Below are 15,022 nucleotides of genomic sequence, written 5' to 3' on the forward strand. Positions count from 1 at the left end.
CGGCGCGTCGCCGCCCCGGCCGACGCACGGGTTTCGCCTCGTGATCGCCGAACTCCTCGACCGGGGACTGTGATCCGCCCCCGGTCCGCTTCCCTTCCCGTCCCGTTCCCCTCCGGAGGTCCCCATGGAGCAGTACGCCCTTCAGGCCGTCGAGCGCCTCACCACCCGGCCCGCCGAGCCGTACGAGACCCTCTCCGTCCAGCCCCTCACCCCCGTGCTGGGCGCCGAGGTCTCGGGGCTCGACCTGTCGCGGGAGCTGACGCCCCAGCAGGAGAAGGAGATCAAGCACGCCTTCCGCACCCACCACGTCCTGGTCTTCCGCGACCAGGATCTCAGCCCCGAGCAGCACAAGCGGTTCGCGGGCGTCTTCGGTGAACTGCACCCGGTCACCCTCCCCGTGGAGGGTTCCGACCCGTACATCCTGGAGATCAGCGCGGACAAGAACTCCCGGGCGGTGGCCGGCAACGGCTGGCACTCCGACGGCACGGCGGACCCGGCGCCCTCCCTCGGCTCCCTGCTGTACCTCACGACGGTCCCCGAGGGAGGCAGCGGCGGCGACACCCTGTTCGCCAACATGCACCTCGCCTACGAACTGCTCTCCCCCGCGCTGCGGGAGTTCCTCCAGGGCCTGACCGCCCTGCATGACGGCGCCCTGCCGTGGACCGCCGCCGGGCAGACCCCTCCGGCCGAGTACGACGTGCCGCGCACCGAGCACCCCGTCGTGCCCCGGCACCCGGAGACCGGCCGCGAGCTGCTCTTCGTGAACGCCCCCTACACCTCGCACATCACCCAGCTCTCCCGCGCCGAGAGCGACGCCCTGCTGGGCATGCTGTACGCGCATGTGGCCCGTACCCCGATGCTGCAGTGCCGTGTGCGGTGGCAGCCGCGCACCCTGGTGCTCTGGGACAACCGCAGTGTGCAGCACCACGCCGTGTGGGACTACTTCCCCCTCAGCCGGCACGGCCGCCGGATCGCCGTCGAGGGCACGTCCCTGCACCGCTGACCCGGGTCCGGGTCCGGGTCCGTGCCGCGCCGGGCGTCACCCATGGGGAGCACAGTCCTGCCGCTCGACCCACCCTGGAATGGGCATGATTGAGGTGGTGTCGACAGGGCCAGGCGCAACCGCGCGGTGAGCCGCGGGTCCCCGGCCGGTGTTCAGCGGCCGCCGGCGAGGTCGAGGTTCTTCCGGTCGGTTCCGGGCGGCTGTTCGCTGCTTCCTGGGCGCCGCCACGGGCGGGGGATCGGGGCGGACACCGCGCGCCACCACGCCTCCCCGGGCACCTTCCCCGCCGGTTCGAACGGCTCGCCCGGCAGCGGGAACGCCAGTGTCTGGCCGGCCTCCTCGGCCACGTCCTTCATCCACTCCCCCGGCTCCGCCCACGCGTGCGGCGCCAGGTTGAAGGTGGCCCAGTGGATGGGCAGCAGCACGCCGGACGCCGCACCGCCCTGGAGGTCCAGGTGGGAACGCAGGCCCTCCTCGGGCGTCATGTGGATGTCCGGCCAGAAGTCCGAGTACGCGCCGACCTGGATCATCGTCGCGTCGAACGGGCCGTGGTCGGCGCCGATGTCGCGGAAGCCCTCGAAGTAGCCGGTGTCGCCGCTGTGGTAGATCCGGTGCTCCTCGCCGGTGACCACCCAGGAGGCCCAGAGGGTGTGCTGGGTGTTGCGCAGCGCCCGGCCGCAGAAGTGACGGGCCGGGGTGGCGGTCAGGGTGAGGCCGCCGACCTTCGTCGTCTCGTGCCAGTCCAGTTCCCGCAGCCGGCCCTCGGAGACGCCCCAGTGCTCCAGGTGCGCGCCCACGCCGAGGGGCACGGCGAACAGGGTGTCCGTGCCGGCCAGCTCCTTGATCGTGGGCAGGTCCAGGTGGTCGTAGTGGTCGTGGGAGATCACGACGGCGTCGACCGGGCCGAGCGCGGCCAGCGGCAGGGGCGCGGGGTGCAGCCGCTTGGGTCCGGCGAAGGGGAACGGCGAGCAGCGCTCACCCCACACGGGGTCGAACAGGATCCGGTGACTGTCGATCTCCGCGAGCACTCCGGAGTGGCCCATCCAGGTCAGGCGCAGCCCCGTGGCGGGCGGGCGGGAGATGTCGGCGAGGGTGGTCGGGTGCACCGGTATGCCGCCCGTGGGGGTGCGGCGGGACCGGCTGTCCCGGTCGAGGAAGAGCTTGGCCAGGTCCAGCTTCGAGCCCGAGGGACCGATGGTGACGGAGCCGCCCGGGTTCTGGAACACACCGTCCTTGAAGTGCGGGGATCTGCGGATGCGGGCCATGCGCTCACCGCTCGGGTCCACACCGAAGGCTTCGGGCCGCAGGGCACGCGGCCCTGGGCCAAGGAGACGGTAACCGGCCACGCTTCCTCCAAATGGAGTGGGTCAGGCGTTCCATTATGTGGGGACGGTGCGGCACCGCGGCGCGAGCTGCGGACGCGGCCACTGTGACGGGCGGCACACCATGAACACGTCCGTGCATCCTCCGACGCAGTGGCCGGCCGCAGTGTCCAGTCCTCCATGATCATCACGCTGTCGCGCGGGGGTTCACGCCACCGAGGCGATCCGCAGTTTGATGTCGTCCGGGGAGAGGGTGCCCTTGGCGGTCACGTGGTCGCCGGAGGACTCACCGCGCAGACGGCGGCCGATCCATGGCACCAGGTACTCGCGGGCCCAGTGGACGTCGTCGCGGCGGACCTCGAGGGTGCCGCGGACCGGCAGCGGCGGCCAGGGCTGCTCAGGGTCGGCGGGGACCTCGAGGCCGAGGGCCTGTCCGGCGCGGAGCGCCACCCGGGTGTGGCCCTCGGGCGACAGGTGCAGCCGGTCGGCGTCCCAGGCCCTGCGGTCCTGGACGCTCTTGAGGGACCACAGGTCGAGCACCGGGCAGCCGTAGCGGTCGGCGACGGCCCGGACATGTCCGTTGTAGGTGGCGATCTTGCCGCGCAGATGCTTGAGCAGGGGGACGCCGCGGGTGTCGAACCCGGTCGTCACCAGGACCGTGCCGGCCGCGGGCGCGAGCGCGGCGACGGCCCGCTCGAAGCGTTCGGCGACCTCGTCCGGGTCGGTGCCCGGGCGGAGGATGTCGTTGCCGCCCGCACAGAACGAGACCAGGTCGGGGGCGAGTTCCACGGCCCTCGGGAGCTGGTCCGCCACGATCTGGTCCAACAGCTTCCCGCGCACCGCGAGGTTGGTGTACTCGAAGTCACCTTCGGGCCGGCGGTCTGCGAGCAGCACGGCGAGCCGGTCGGCCCACCCGACGAACGCCCCGTCGGGACCGGGGTCGCCGACCCCCTCGGTGAAGCTGTCCCCCAGCGCCACGTACGACCCGATCACTCTTCTGCTGTCACTTCTCGAATCGTCTGCCACAGCAGCTCATGATTCACCCTCGAATGTGACCTACGCGACCGTAGGGGAGGGTTGACGAGCGGTGAGATAAGCCACTCCCACAGTGTCGCCCTGCCGGGAATACACGGGAATACACCGGAGGCCGGACCCGGGGATCGGGGTCCGGCCTTCGGCGCGCGTGTCAGGAAGGTCGCCGCAGGGGGTCAGATGGAGACGCCCTTGGAGCGGAGGTAGGAGATCGGGTCCACGTCCGAGCCGTAGTTCGGGCTGGTCCGGATCTCGAAGTGCAGGTGCGGGCCGGTCGAGTTGCCGGTCGAGCCGGAGAGACCGACCTGCTGGCCGGCGCTCACGGTCTGGCCGGCCGAGACCGACAGCGAGGACAGGTGGGCGTACTGGGCGTAGTAGCCGTCGCTCAGCTTGATGACGACCTGGTTGCCGTACGCGCCGGCCCAGCCCGCGGAGACGACCGTGCCGTTGCCGACCGCCTTCAGGGAGGTGCCGGTCCCGACGCTGAAGTCGACACCGGTGTGGTAGCCGCTGGACCACATGCTGCCGGCCACCTTGTAGGCGGTGCCGATGCCGCCGCCGGGCACCGGGGAGCTGTAACCGGAGGCGGCCTGGTTGGCGGTGGTCTGCTGGGCCGGCTTCTCGGCGGGCTTCTCGGCGGGCTTCTCGGCCTTGGGCGCGGCGGGCTTCTCGGCCTTCGGCGCGGCGGGCTTCGCGGTCGCCGGCGAAGAGGACTTCTTCGGCGTGGCCTTGGCAGCCTCGCCGTCGAGGGTGAGCTTCAGGCCGGGGTGGATGAGCGACGGGTCGTCGCCGACGGCCTCGCGGTTGTCCGCGTAGAGCTGCTTCCAGCCGCCGTCGACGTTCTCCGCCTCGGCGATCTTCGCGAGGTAGTCGCCGGCCTTCACGGTGTACGTGCGGGACTGGTCGCCCTTTTCGGCGGTGGCCTGCTGGCCGGTGACCGAAACGGAAAGTGACTGGGCGGCCTTTTCGGGGGCCGCCTGCGGCGTGGCCGCGTGGGCGCCGGTGGCGCCGAGAAGCGGCAGGGCGAGTGCGGCGCCACCGGTTCCGGCGACGGCGATGGAACGGGTGAAACGCTGAGCCTTGGTACGGCGGTGCTTACCCTTCGCGGGCATGACGAATTCCTCTCCGGCGCCTGCGAGGTGAGCTGTCGGGTTCGGACTGGAGATGTCCGGCCGCGATGTCACGCGGCTTAACCCCAAGCCTGTTCCGGAGACCGGACCAGGCAGTCTTACCTGTGGGTCCCCCGCTCCTGCCGTACACGGGTCAGTGTGTGCGGGCTCCGGGCGGCGGCAGGATTAGGCGTCCGTCCGGATCGGTGGCGAACGTAAGCGACCCGGACGCGAGGGGACAAGCGGAGGTTCCCCGCGAAGGTGCTTTTTCCGTGATCCACAGGAGGAATTGACGTCACCGAGCGTCGATCCCGACGTGGATTGCGTTTCGAATTCCCTTGTCGTTCGCCGTCATTACGTGAGCATGGCGACAACACATCGTCACGGATATGACGATGCTCACGCACCCCATTCCCATCCCCCTTTCTTTCGGGGCGCATTATGGCGAAGTGAATTAATCGGACAGAACGCCTTAATGCTGCTATTACCGGATGCCGGACGCCGCGTGTGGACAACTCATTGCCCCAGGCAGGCATGTCGTATCGTCGAGTGACGCACGCCGACGAGCCGCGGCGGCGGCGCCGAGTGGGAGGAGTCCCCGTGACGCAGCAGATCCCGTCGACCGAACCCGAGCTGGCCGGAGTGCGCAACTTCCGCGACGTGGGCGGACTGCCGACCGTGGACGGTCGGCGGGTGCGGCACGGAGTGCTGTTCCGCAGCGGTCACCTGGCCCACGCGACCGCGGAGGACGCCGTCTTCCTCTCCTCGCTCGGGCTGCACACGATCTTCGACTTCCGCAACGCGGCGGACCAGAAACTGGAAGGGCCGGACGTCGCGCTGCCGGGGGTGCGCAATGTGAACCTGCCGCTCAGCGACCCGGCCGACGGCGCCGAGTTCTGGAAGATGGTCCGCGACGGCGACCTGGACCAGCTGCGCTCGATCCTCGCGGACGGCCAGGGCGCGGACCGGATGATCCACTCCTACCGGACGATCATCAAGGAGCGCACCGCCGAGCACGCCCAGGTGCTGCGCTCACTCGCCGAGGACAGCTTCCCGGCACTGATGCACTGCGCGGCGGGCAAGGACCGGGCGGGACTGTCGGTGGCGGTGACGCTGCTCGCGCTGGGGGTCGAGCGGGAGGCGATCGTGGAGGACTACCTGAAGTCCAACGCCAAGCACCGCCGTTACAAGGTGTACCGCAGCGGCGGCTCCGACTCGGCCTACTCCCCCGAGGTGATGGAGCTGCTCAGCCCGCTGTTCGACGCGCGGGCGGAGTACCTGTCGGCCGCCTTCGACACCGTCGAGGAGACCTGGGGCGGCGTGGACACCTATCTGGAGCGGGGCCTCGGCCTCACCGCCGGGGCCCGGGAGCGGCTGCGCGCGCGCATGCTCGACTGAGGGGAGCCGCGCCGCCCGGCGGCTACTTCTTGGGAGCCATCTCGAACAGGAAGTAGATGAAGGCCGCGAAGACGTGCCCCACCACCACGTAGACGAACAGCCGCACCCACAGGGCCCGGGGGATTTTGTCCTCCATGTCCTTGATGCCCGCGGTGTCCTTGCTGTCCTTGCTGTCCTTGCCGATCTTGCCGGTCATGGCGCCTCTCCGTGGATCGGGCCCAGGCACAGCGCGGCCGTGGGACTCTGCAGCAGGGTGTGGACGAACAGCAGCTCCACCCCGTCGGGGCCGGCCGCGGCGATACGGTGCGGGGTCAGCGAGTCGAAGTGCGCACTGTCACCCGGGTCGAGCCGGTGCAGTACGTCGCCGAGGCGCAGCCGCAGCCGGCCCTTGAGGACGTACAGCCACTCCTCGCCGGGGTGGACGCGCACGATGTCGCCCTGGGAGCCGCGCGGTACATGGACCCGCAGGGCCTGCATGCCGCGCCCGGACGCCCCGGCCGGCCAGTACGTCCAGCCGCCCGCCGCCGTGGGTTCCATGTCGGCGGCGCGGACCACGGCGTCCCGGCCGGCGGCCGCCTCCCCGAGCAGCTCGGAGACCGTCGTACCGTAGATCCCGGCGAGGGAGAGCAGCATCGGCAGCGAGGGCTGGCGCTGTCCGGTCTCCAGCCGGGAGAGATGGGCCGGCGACAGACCGGCCTCGCGGGCCGCGGCCTCGAGGGTCAGGGAGGCCCGTCGCCGCAGGGAGCGCAGCTGGGGCGCGATCGCGGGAAGGGCACCGGCCGGACCGGCCGGCGGCCCGGCGTCGGAGGAGCTCATGCCTCCATTGAGCCGGAGGGAGTGCCTCTGAGGCAATTTTCTTGTCTCAGAGGCAAACACGCTCGGTACGCCGGTCTTCTCCGGTCAGCGCGTGGCGACCGCCTGCTTCACCAGTGCCCGGCCGAACTCCCACATCAGACCGCCGTCGTGCGCGTCGTCCATGACCGCGACGAAGGCGCGCACGAACCGGTCCACGTCCGCCTCGTCGACGACGAGCGGCGGGATCAGTTTGATCACCTCCATGTGATCGCCGGAGACCTGGGTGAGGATCCGGTGCCGTTGCAGCAGCGGCACGACCACCATCTGCGCGAAGAGCCCCTTGCGGGCCGCCTGGAGCATGGTCCAGCGCGAGCGCAGCTTCAGCGACCGGGGCCGGCCGAACTCGATGCCGATCATCAGGCCCCGGCCGCGCACGTCGGCGAGCAGCTCGTAGCGGTCGGTCAGGGCGGCCAGCCGGCTCCGCAGCAGCTCGCCGGTGGTGCGGACATTGGCGATGATCTGCTCGTCCTCCATGACCGAGAGCACCGCCAGGCCCGCCGCCATGGCCTGGGCGTTGGCCCCGAAGCTGGCCGAGTGGACCAGCACCCGGTCCATCGACGAGAAGACCTTCTTGAAGATCCAGTCCTTGCCGATGGTGGCGCCCACCGGTACGTACCCGCCGGAGAGCGCCTTGGCCACGCACACCAGGTCCGGCTCCACTCCCACCTCGTGCTGGTAGGCGTAGAAGTCGCCGGTGCGGCCCAGTCCGGTCTGCACCTCGTCGGCGATCAGCAGCGCCTTGTGCCGGTGCAGCAGCTCCTGGGCGGCCCGCAGATAGCCGGGAGGCGCCTCGTGCACGCCCTTGCCCTGGATCGGCTCGACGATCAGCGCGGCGACGTCCTTCTTGCGCAGCTCCCGCTCCAGGGCGTCCAGGTCGCCGAGCGGCACGGCCGTGTCCGGCAGCAGCGGGGTGAACCCGTCCCGGAAGCCGGACTCGCCGTTGACGGAGAGGGAGCCGGCGGTCAGCCCGTGGAAGGCGTGCTCGCAGTACAGGACGCGGGGCCTGCCGGTCACGTAGCGGGCGAACTTCAGGGCGCCCTCGACCGCCTCCGTGCCGCTGTTGCCGAAGAACACCCGGTCCAGGTGGGGGCTGTGCGCGAGCAGCTTCTCGGCCAGCAGTCCGGGCAGCGGCTGGCAGTCGAAGCGGGTGAGGTCGGCGAGCTGGGCGTCCAGGACGTCGTGCAGCGCCTTGCGGACCACGGGGTGATGGCGGCCCACACCCATCACCCCGAACCCGGCGAGCATGTCCAGGTAGTCGTTGCCGTCGGCGTCCCAGAAGTGGGCGCCCTCGGCGCGCTCGTAGACCTTGTCGAAGCCGATGGTGTGCAGCATGCGCGGGAGCTGGTGGTTGAGGTACCGGCTGTGCAGCTCGTAGCGCTCGGCCCCGCGTTCGGCCAGCAGTGCGCCGAGGTCGAACGTGCCGGCGGGTGAGGACTCCGAGGCGGACTCCGCGGTGGTCATGCCTGGTGCTCCTGTGCGTCATGTGACTGTTTCGCGCGTTCTTCCCCGGCGGCGAGGCCCGCGCCGATCCGCCCGGCGACCTCGACGGGCGTGAGACCGATGTCGGCGAGCACCTCCCCGCGCTTGGCGTGCGCGAGGAACTGCTCCGGGATGCCGAACCGGCGTACCGGCACGTCGACCTCGGCGTCGCCCAAGGACAGCGCCACCGCCGAACCCACCCCGGCGGCCCGGCTGTTGTCCTCCACCACGGCCACCATGCGGTGACCGGCGGCCAGCGGCGGGAGGGCCGGGTCGACGGGTTTGACCCAGCGGGGGTCGACCACCGTGCATCCGATGCCCCGGGCCTCGAGCAGTTCGGCGGCCTGAAGACAGACCGGGGCCATCACACCGACGGCCACCAGCAGCACCTCGGGCGCGTCCGCGCGGTGCAGCACGTCCATGCCGCCGATCCGGTCCAGCGCCGGGATCGCCGGGCCCACCGACTCCTTCGGGAAGCGGATCAGGGTGGGGGCGTCGTCGACGCAGACCGCCTCGCGCAGCTGAGCGCGCAGCTGGTCGGCGTCGCGGGGTGCGGCTATCCGCAGGCCGGGGACGACCTGGAGGACGGACAGGTCCCACATGCCGTTGTGGGAGGGCCCGTCGGCGCCGGTGACACCGGCCCGGTCCAGGACGAAGGTCACCCCGCAGCGGTGCAGCGCCACGTCCATCAGCAGCTGGTCGAAGGCGCGGTTGAGGAAGGTGGCGTAGACGGCGAGGACCGGATGCAGGCCGCCCGTGGCCAGGCCCGCCGCGGAGACGGCGGCGTGCTGTTCGGCGATGCCGACGTCCCACACCCGGTCCGGGAACCGCTCGGCGAAGGCGCCGAGGCCGACCGGGTGCAGCATGGCGGCGGTGATCGCCACCACGTCCTCGCGCTCCTCCCCGATCCGGACGATCTCCTCGCCGAAGACGGAGGTCCAGGAGGGGCCGCCGGACGGTGCGAGGGGCGCGCAGGTGAGCGGGTCCATCTTGCCGACGGTGTGGAAGTGGTCCTCCTCGTGAGCCAGGGCGGGCTCGTAGCCGCGGCCCTTCTCGGTGAGGCAGTGGACCAGGACGGGGCCGTGGAAGCGTTTGGCGCGGCGCAGCGCGGACTCCACGGCCCCGATGTCGTGGCCGTCGATCGGGCCGACGTACTTCAGCCCCAGGTCCTCGAAGAGGCCCTGGGGGGCGAAGGCGTCCTTGAAGCCCTTCTTCGCGCCGTGCAGTGCCTCGTAGACGGTGGAGCCGACCACGGGGGTGCGCTGGAGCACCTCCTTGCCCCAGGCCAGCACCCGTTCGTAGCCGTCCGTGGTGCGCAGGGTCGCCAGATGGTTGGCGAGCCCGCCGATGGTCGGGGCGTAGGAACGTTCGTTGTCGTTGACGACGATGATCAGCGGCCGGTCCTTGGCGGCGGCGATGTTGTTCAGCGCCTCCCAGGCCATCCCGCCGGTGAGCGCGCCGTCGCCGATCACCGCCACGACATGGCCCTTCTCCCCCTGCACCTGGCGGGCCTTGGCGAGCCCGTCGGCCCAGCCGAGGGCGGTGGAGGCGTGGCTGTTCTCGATGACGTCGTGCTCGGACTCCTCGCGGGAGGGATAGCCGGACAGGCCTCCCTTGCCGCGCAGCTTGGAGAAGTCCTGACGGCCGGTCAGCAGCTTGTGCACGTAGCTCTGGTGGCCGGTGTCCCACAGGATGCGGTCCGCGGGCGACTCGAAGACCCGGTGCAGGGCGACGGTGAGCTCGACCACCCCCAGGTTGGGTCCGAGGTGGCCGCCGGTCCTGGCCACCGCCTGCACCAGGAACTCTCTGATCTCGTGGGACAGTTCGCCGAGTTCCTCCTCGGACAGCGCCTTCAGGTCACGCGGTTGCCGGATGCTCTCCAGAATCGTCACGCTCGGGCCCCCTTCGGATTCCGTGCTGTTCAGCTCACGGTGACGGCCGGCTCCCCCGACGCGGCGCCGTCCTTCTCCATCTGCTCGGCGATCTTCATCGCCTCTTCGATCAGCGTCTCGACGATCTTCGACTCGGGGACGGTCTTGATGACCTCGCCCTTGACGAAGATCTGGCCCTTGCCGTTGCCGGAGGCGACCCCCAGGTCGGCCTCGCGCGCCTCGCCGGGGCCGTTGACCACACAGCCCATGACGGCGACCCGCAGTGGCACGGTCATGCCGTCCAGCCCGGCGGTGACCTCGTCGGCCAGCTTGTACACGTCGACCTGGGCGCGCCCGCAGGACGGGCAGGACACGATCTCCAGCCGCCGCTCCCTGAGCCCCAGCGACTGGAGGATCTGGATGCCGACCTTGACCTCCTCGGCCGGCGGCGCGGACAGGGACACCCGGATGGTGTCGCCGATGCCCTCGCTGAGCAGCGCCCCGAAGGCGACGGCCGACTTGACCGTGCCCTGGAACGCCGGTCCGGCCTCGGTGACGCCGAGGTGCAGCGGGTAGTCGCAGCGCTCGGCGAGCAGCCGGTAGGCGTTGATCATGACCACCGGGTCGTTGTGCTTCACGGAGATCTTGATGTCGCGGAAGTCGTGCTCCTCGAAGAGGGACGCCTCCCACAGCGCGGACTCCACCAGCGCCTCGGGCGTCGCCTTGCCGTACTTCTGGAGCAGGCGCCGGTCCAGCGAGCCGGCGTTGACCCCGATCCGGATCGGGGTGCCGTGGTCCTGCGCGGCCCGCGCGATCTCCTTCACCCGGTCGTCGAACTGCTTGATGTTGCCCGGGTTGACGCGGACGGCGGCGCATCCGGCCTCGATGGCCGCGAACACGTACTTGGGCTGGAAGTGGATGTCCGCGATCACCGGGATCTGCGACTTGCGGGCGATGGTGGCCAGCGCGTCCGCGTCGTCCTGTGTGGGGCAGGCGACCCGGACGATCTGGCAGCCGGAAGCGGTGAGTTCGGCGATCTGCTGCAAGGTGGCGCCGATGTCGGAGGTGCGGGTCGTCGTCATCGACTGCACCGACACCGGGGCGCCGCCGCCGACCGCCACCGGTCCGACCTGGATCCGCCGCGACGCGCGACGCTCGGCGAGCGGCGGCGCCGGAACCCCGGGCATACCCAGCGGGACAGCGGTCATGGCCTCACCCCCGGTTTCCGGAGACGGTCTCGCGCATGGCGCGCAGCGACTCCTTCAGCGATCCCATGGTGGCGAGGACGGCGGTGGGCTCGTAGCCGCAGTGCGCCATGCAGTTGGCGCAGCGCGGGTCCTTGCCGCGGCCGTAGCGGTCCCAGTCGGTCTCCTCGATCAGCTCCCGGTAGGTCGGCACGTACCCGTCGCTCATCAGGTAGCAGGGGCGCTGCCAGCCGAAGAGGGAGTAGTTCGGGATCGCCCACGCGGTGCACGGGAAGTCGACCTTGCCCTCGAGGAAGTCCAGGAAGAGCGGGGAGTGGTTGAGCCGCCAGCGGTTGCGGTTGCCGCCCGCGAAGGCCTTCTTGAACAGCTCGCGGGTCTGTTCCACGCCGAGGAAGTGCTCCTGGTCGGGGGCCTTCTCGTAGGCGTAGGCGGGCGAGATCATCATCTCGTCGACCTTGAGGTCGTCGTTGAGGTAGTTGAGCACCTCGACGACGGTCTGCGGGGTGTCGGTGTTGAAGAAGGTCGAGTTGGTGGTCACCCGGAAGCCGCGCCGCTTGGCCTCCTTGATGGCCTCGACGGCCTCGTCGAACACGCCCTCCTTCGCCACCGACTCGTCGTGCCGCTCACGCAGCCCGTCGATGTGCACGGCGAAGGCGAAGTAGGGCGAGGGGGTGAACCGGTCCATCTTCTTGCGCATCAGCAGGGCGTTGGTGCACAGGAAGACGTACTTGCGCTTGGCGACCAGCTGGCGCACGATCTCGTCGATCTGGGGGTGCATCAGGGGCTCGCCGCCCGCGATGGACACCATCGGCGCCCCGGACTCCAGCACCGCGCCCACGGCCTGGGCGACGGGCATGCGCTGCTTGAGCACACCGGCCGGATGCTGGATCTTGCCGCACCCCTCGCACTTGAGGTTGCAGGCGAAGAGCGGCTCCAGTTCGACGATGAGCGGGAACTTGTCCCGCCTGCGGAGCTTCTGTTCGGCCAAGTATGTAGCGACCTTGATGGACTGACGCAGCGGCATGGCCATCTGGCTCACCTCCTGGGGAGCAGCAAGGAACGGTGCCATTCATAGAAAGCCGGTAGTACGGAACGAAGGACACGGAAAGCCGATATTCCACCGCGGACCGTGCCGATGCGGACGAGTTCGTGTTCAGGAGCGTCCACGACCACCCGGACGGCCGCAACCGGGCGCTCGCCCGCGCGCACGGCGCTCAGGAGCGTGGCCGCCGATTCCATGTCGGCCGCGATCGCGCCGGTCGCCAGCAGATCGGACCGTTCGTGACCGCGGACGACGTGGTCGGAGCCGGTGAGCGGACCGGTGTGGACGGTGCGCCCGGGAATGGTGCGCACCAGCTCCTTCACCAGCAGTTCGGTCCCGGTGCAGCGGACGCTGCCGCGCGGGTCCCGGGTCTCCTCGGCCACCACCAGGTCGCCGGGGTGCATCCCGGGGGCGAGTCCGGCGCAGAAGCCGGTGGCCAGGACGGCCGCACCGCTCAGGGCCGGGCCGTCGAGCACCCGGGTGACGGAGCGCCCGGCCGCCGCCGGCCCCATGCCCGTACGGAGCACGGTGACCGGCCCGCCCGGGCTGCCGCCGCGTTCATGCCTGCGCAGGGCGAACTGCTCGATGCCGAGCGCGCAGGCGATCAGCAGCGGCGCCGGGGCGGGCTGAGGGCTCATCAGCTTCCCTTCGCCTCGGCGAGTGCCTGCTCCGCACCGGTGCGCGCCGGCACCGGCTTCTTCGTGAACGGCTCCCCGTGCACGTACCGGCCGAGCGCCGTGAGCGGGAAGACCTGGCGGTAGAGGTGGTAGTTGATGGAGAAGTCCCAGGGGAAGCCGGTACCGGTGAAGTACGGCTCGTCCCAGGAGCCGTCCTCGCGCTGGGTGGCGGCCAGCCACCGGATGCCCCGTTCGACGGCCCGGGAGTCCCGTTCGCCGGCCGCGAGCAGCGCCATCAGCGCCCAGGCCGTCTGCGAGGCGGTGGAGGCGCCCCGGCCGCTCCACTCCCGGACGTAGCGGTAGGAGCGCAGGTCCTCGCCCCAGCCGCCGTCGTCGTTCTGCACCTTCTCCAGCCAGGCCACGGCGCGCCGGATCGCCGGGTGCGAGGCGGGGATCCCGGCCGCGGTCAGGGCGGGGACGACGGAGCCGGTGCCGTAGATGTAGTTGACGCCCCAGCGTCCGAACCAGGAGCCGTCCAGCTCCTGTTCGGCGAGCAGCCACTGGATGCCGCGCCGGGTGCGGGGGTCGTGGGCGAGTCCCTCGACGGCGAGCATCTCCACGACGTGCGCGGTGACGTCGGCCGACGGGGGGTCGATGACCTCGCCGAAGTCGCAGAACGGCAGCCGGTTGGGGAAGGGGCTGGTGTTGTCCACGTCGAAGGCGCCCCAGGCGCCGTTCCTCGACTGCATGCCGAGGTTCCAGCGCACCCCGCGTCCGACGGCGTTGTCCAGCCGCTCGGGGTCGTGGTGCTTGACGCGGCGCAGCGCGAGGACCACCTCGGCGGTGTCGTCGATGTCCGGGTAGTTGTCGTTGTGGAACTCGAACGCCCAGCCGCCGGGCGGGAGATGAGGTCTGCGGACGGACCAGTCGCCGGGCCGCACGATCTGCTCGCCGAGCATCCAGTCGGCGGCCTTGACCAGTTGCGGATGGTCGGAGGGCAGCCCGGCGTCGGCGAGCGCGATGGTGGCCAGGCAGGTGTCCCACACCGGGGACTGGCAGGCCTCGATCATGCGGGCCCCGTCCTCGCGCCACACCGCGAACCGGTCCAGCGACTCCAGTCCGGCCCGCATCACCGGGTGGTTGAGGTCGTAGCCGAGCAGGTGCAGCGCGATGACCGAGTAGACGGCCGGGGGCTGGATGCCGCCCCAGCAGCCGTCGTTCTCCTGCCGCTCGATGATCCAGCGGGCGGCGGTGTTCATGGCCGCCCCGCGCAGCCGGCGCGGCACCGCCCGGCGCAGGACGTGCAGGCCCTTGTCCAGCCGCTGGAAGGCGCCGTCCCAGGTGTTCGGCGGGGCGAGCGGCCGGGGAGGGTTCGGCGTGCGCGGGTCGGTGTGCAGTTCGTCCAGCGGGAACGGGGCGGGGCGCACCGGCCGCTTGGCGGAGACGATGGTCAGCGGCACGATGGTCTGCCGGGCCCAGCAGCCGAAGTCGTAGATGTTGAGCGGCAGCCAGGTCGGGAACCAGATCAGCTCGGGCGGGAGTTCGGGCAGGTCCTCCCACTTCCACCAGCCGAACAGGGCCAGCCAGATCCGGGTGAAGACCCGGGCGGAGGCGATGCCGCCCCGCTCGCGGATCCAGGCGGAGGCCCTGGCCATGTGCGGGGCGTCGGGCGGGTCGCCGGCCAGCCGCAGGGCGACGTACGCCTCGATGGTGGTGGACAGTTCGCCGGGTCCGCCGTGGAAGGTGGCCCAGGTGCCGTCCTCGCGCTGCTCGCCGCGGATGAACAGGGCGGCGGCGCGGGTGGTGTCCTCGTCGAGGATGCCGAGGAACTGACGCAGCAGCAGGTCCTCGGCGTCCATCGTGACGTTGGTCTCGAGGTCGCCCTTCCACCAGCCCTGGTCGTGCTGCCGGGACAGCAGGAAGTCGGTGGCGCGCCGCATGGCGCGGGCGGCGATGTCGGGAACCCCGGCCGCCTCGGGGACGTCGGTGTCGTTGTCGCTGGCCGCGGTCACGCGGGGCGGCAGGGCGGCCCCGGTGCTTCCGTCGGTCGTCGCTGTCATGGCTTCCCCTTCGTGCAGTGCTGCAAGTG

13 protein-coding genes and 1 riboswitch are annotated in these 15,022 nt (G+C 70.9%); of the genes, 2 read left to right on the forward strand and 11 right to left on the reverse strand.

What is annotated here, in order from left to right; genetic code table 11:
- Positions 1 to 124: 124 nt before the first annotated feature.
- Positions 125 to 1,003, forward strand: coding sequence for a TauD/TfdA dioxygenase family protein (locus tag AC5L3C_RS03370; protein WP_493646786.1), 879 nt, complete (start codon positions 125 to 127; stop codon positions 1,001 to 1,003).
- Between the two features lie 152 nt (positions 1,004 to 1,155).
- On the opposite strand, the gene AC5L3C_RS03375 is transcribed toward AC5L3C_RS03370, so the two are convergent.
- From AC5L3C_RS03375 to AC5L3C_RS03385, 3 genes are all read right to left on the reverse strand, one after another.
- On the reverse strand, positions 1,156 to 2,349 hold the full coding sequence (locus AC5L3C_RS03375; RefSeq protein ID WP_493646787.1) for an MBL fold metallo-hydrolase: 1,194 nt from the start codon (positions 2,347 to 2,349) through the stop codon (positions 1,156 to 1,158).
- Positions 2,350 to 2,532: 183 nt separating this feature from the next.
- A complete protein-coding gene (locus AC5L3C_RS03380; protein WP_493646789.1) occupies positions 2,533 to 3,318 on the reverse strand; it encodes an SGNH/GDSL hydrolase family protein in 786 nt (261 codons plus the stop codon).
- A gap of 215 nt (positions 3,319 to 3,533) precedes the next feature.
- A complete protein-coding gene (locus tag AC5L3C_RS03385; protein ID WP_493646791.1) occupies positions 3,534 to 4,469 on the reverse strand; it encodes a M23 family metallopeptidase in 936 nt (311 codons plus the stop codon).
- A 2-nt stretch (positions 4,470 to 4,471) separates the two neighbouring features.
- Positions 4,472 to 4,636: riboswitch (cyclic di-AMP (ydaO/yuaA leader) on the reverse strand.
- A 430-nt stretch (positions 4,637 to 5,066) separates the two neighbouring features.
- On the opposite strand from AC5L3C_RS03385, the gene AC5L3C_RS03390 reads away from it, so the two are divergent.
- Positions 5,067 to 5,864 carry a tyrosine-protein phosphatase gene (locus AC5L3C_RS03390; RefSeq protein WP_493646793.1) on the forward strand — a complete coding sequence of 266 codons (798 nt, stop codon included), beginning with the start codon at positions 5,067 to 5,069 and terminating at the stop codon, positions 5,862 to 5,864.
- Positions 5,865 to 5,886: 22 nt separating this feature from the next.
- Here AC5L3C_RS03390 and AC5L3C_RS03395 read toward each other — a convergent pair whose 3' ends face one another.
- The 8 genes from AC5L3C_RS03395 to shc all read right to left on the reverse strand — a co-directional run bounded on the left by AC5L3C_RS03395 (position 5,887) and on the right by shc (position 14,993).
- Positions 5,887 to 6,000: a DUF6126 family protein gene (locus AC5L3C_RS03395; protein WP_125509924.1), complete on the reverse strand. Its 114-nt coding sequence runs from the start codon at positions 5,998 to 6,000 to the stop codon at positions 5,887 to 5,889.
- Between the two features lie 56 nt (positions 6,001 to 6,056).
- Positions 6,057 to 6,680, reverse strand: a complete 624-nt coding sequence (locus AC5L3C_RS03400; protein WP_493646795.1) for a helix-turn-helix domain-containing protein — start codon at positions 6,678 to 6,680, stop codon at positions 6,057 to 6,059.
- Between the two features lie 84 nt (positions 6,681 to 6,764).
- A complete protein-coding gene (locus AC5L3C_RS03405) occupies positions 6,765 to 8,180 on the reverse strand; it encodes an aspartate aminotransferase family protein (RefSeq protein WP_493646797.1) in 1,416 nt (471 codons plus the stop codon).
- Entirely contained in the window at positions 8,177 to 10,090 is a 1,914-nt protein-coding gene (dxs, locus tag AC5L3C_RS03410; RefSeq protein WP_493646799.1) for a 1-deoxy-D-xylulose-5-phosphate synthase, read from the reverse strand. The genes AC5L3C_RS03405 and dxs overlap by 4 nt, the downstream gene beginning before the upstream one ends.
- A 29-nt stretch (positions 10,091 to 10,119) precedes the next feature.
- Positions 10,120 to 11,277: a flavodoxin-dependent (E)-4-hydroxy-3-methylbut-2-enyl-diphosphate synthase gene (gene ispG, locus AC5L3C_RS03415; protein ID WP_493646801.1), complete on the reverse strand. Its 1,158-nt coding sequence runs from the start codon at positions 11,275 to 11,277 to the stop codon at positions 10,120 to 10,122.
- A 4-nt stretch (positions 11,278 to 11,281) separates the two neighbouring features.
- Complete coding sequence (gene hpnH, locus AC5L3C_RS03420; protein ID WP_493646803.1) at positions 11,282 to 12,304, reverse strand: adenosyl-hopene transferase HpnH; 1,023 nt, start codon at positions 12,302 to 12,304, stop codon at positions 11,282 to 11,284.
- A gap of 5 nt (positions 12,305 to 12,309) precedes the next feature.
- The gene (locus AC5L3C_RS03425) at positions 12,310 to 12,954 is read right to left on the reverse strand and encodes a 5'-methylthioadenosine/S-adenosylhomocysteine nucleosidase family protein (protein ID WP_125502420.1); all 645 of its coding nucleotides are present in this window, start codon (positions 12,952 to 12,954) and stop codon (positions 12,310 to 12,312) included.
- Positions 12,954 to 14,993, reverse strand: coding sequence for a squalene--hopene cyclase (gene shc / locus AC5L3C_RS03430; RefSeq protein WP_493646805.1), 2,040 nt, complete (start codon positions 14,991 to 14,993; stop codon positions 12,954 to 12,956). The genes AC5L3C_RS03425 and shc overlap by 1 nt, the downstream gene beginning before the upstream one ends.
- Positions 14,994 to 15,022: the final 29 nt, after the last annotated feature.

This window comes from Streptomyces speibonae, assembly GCF_984686075.1.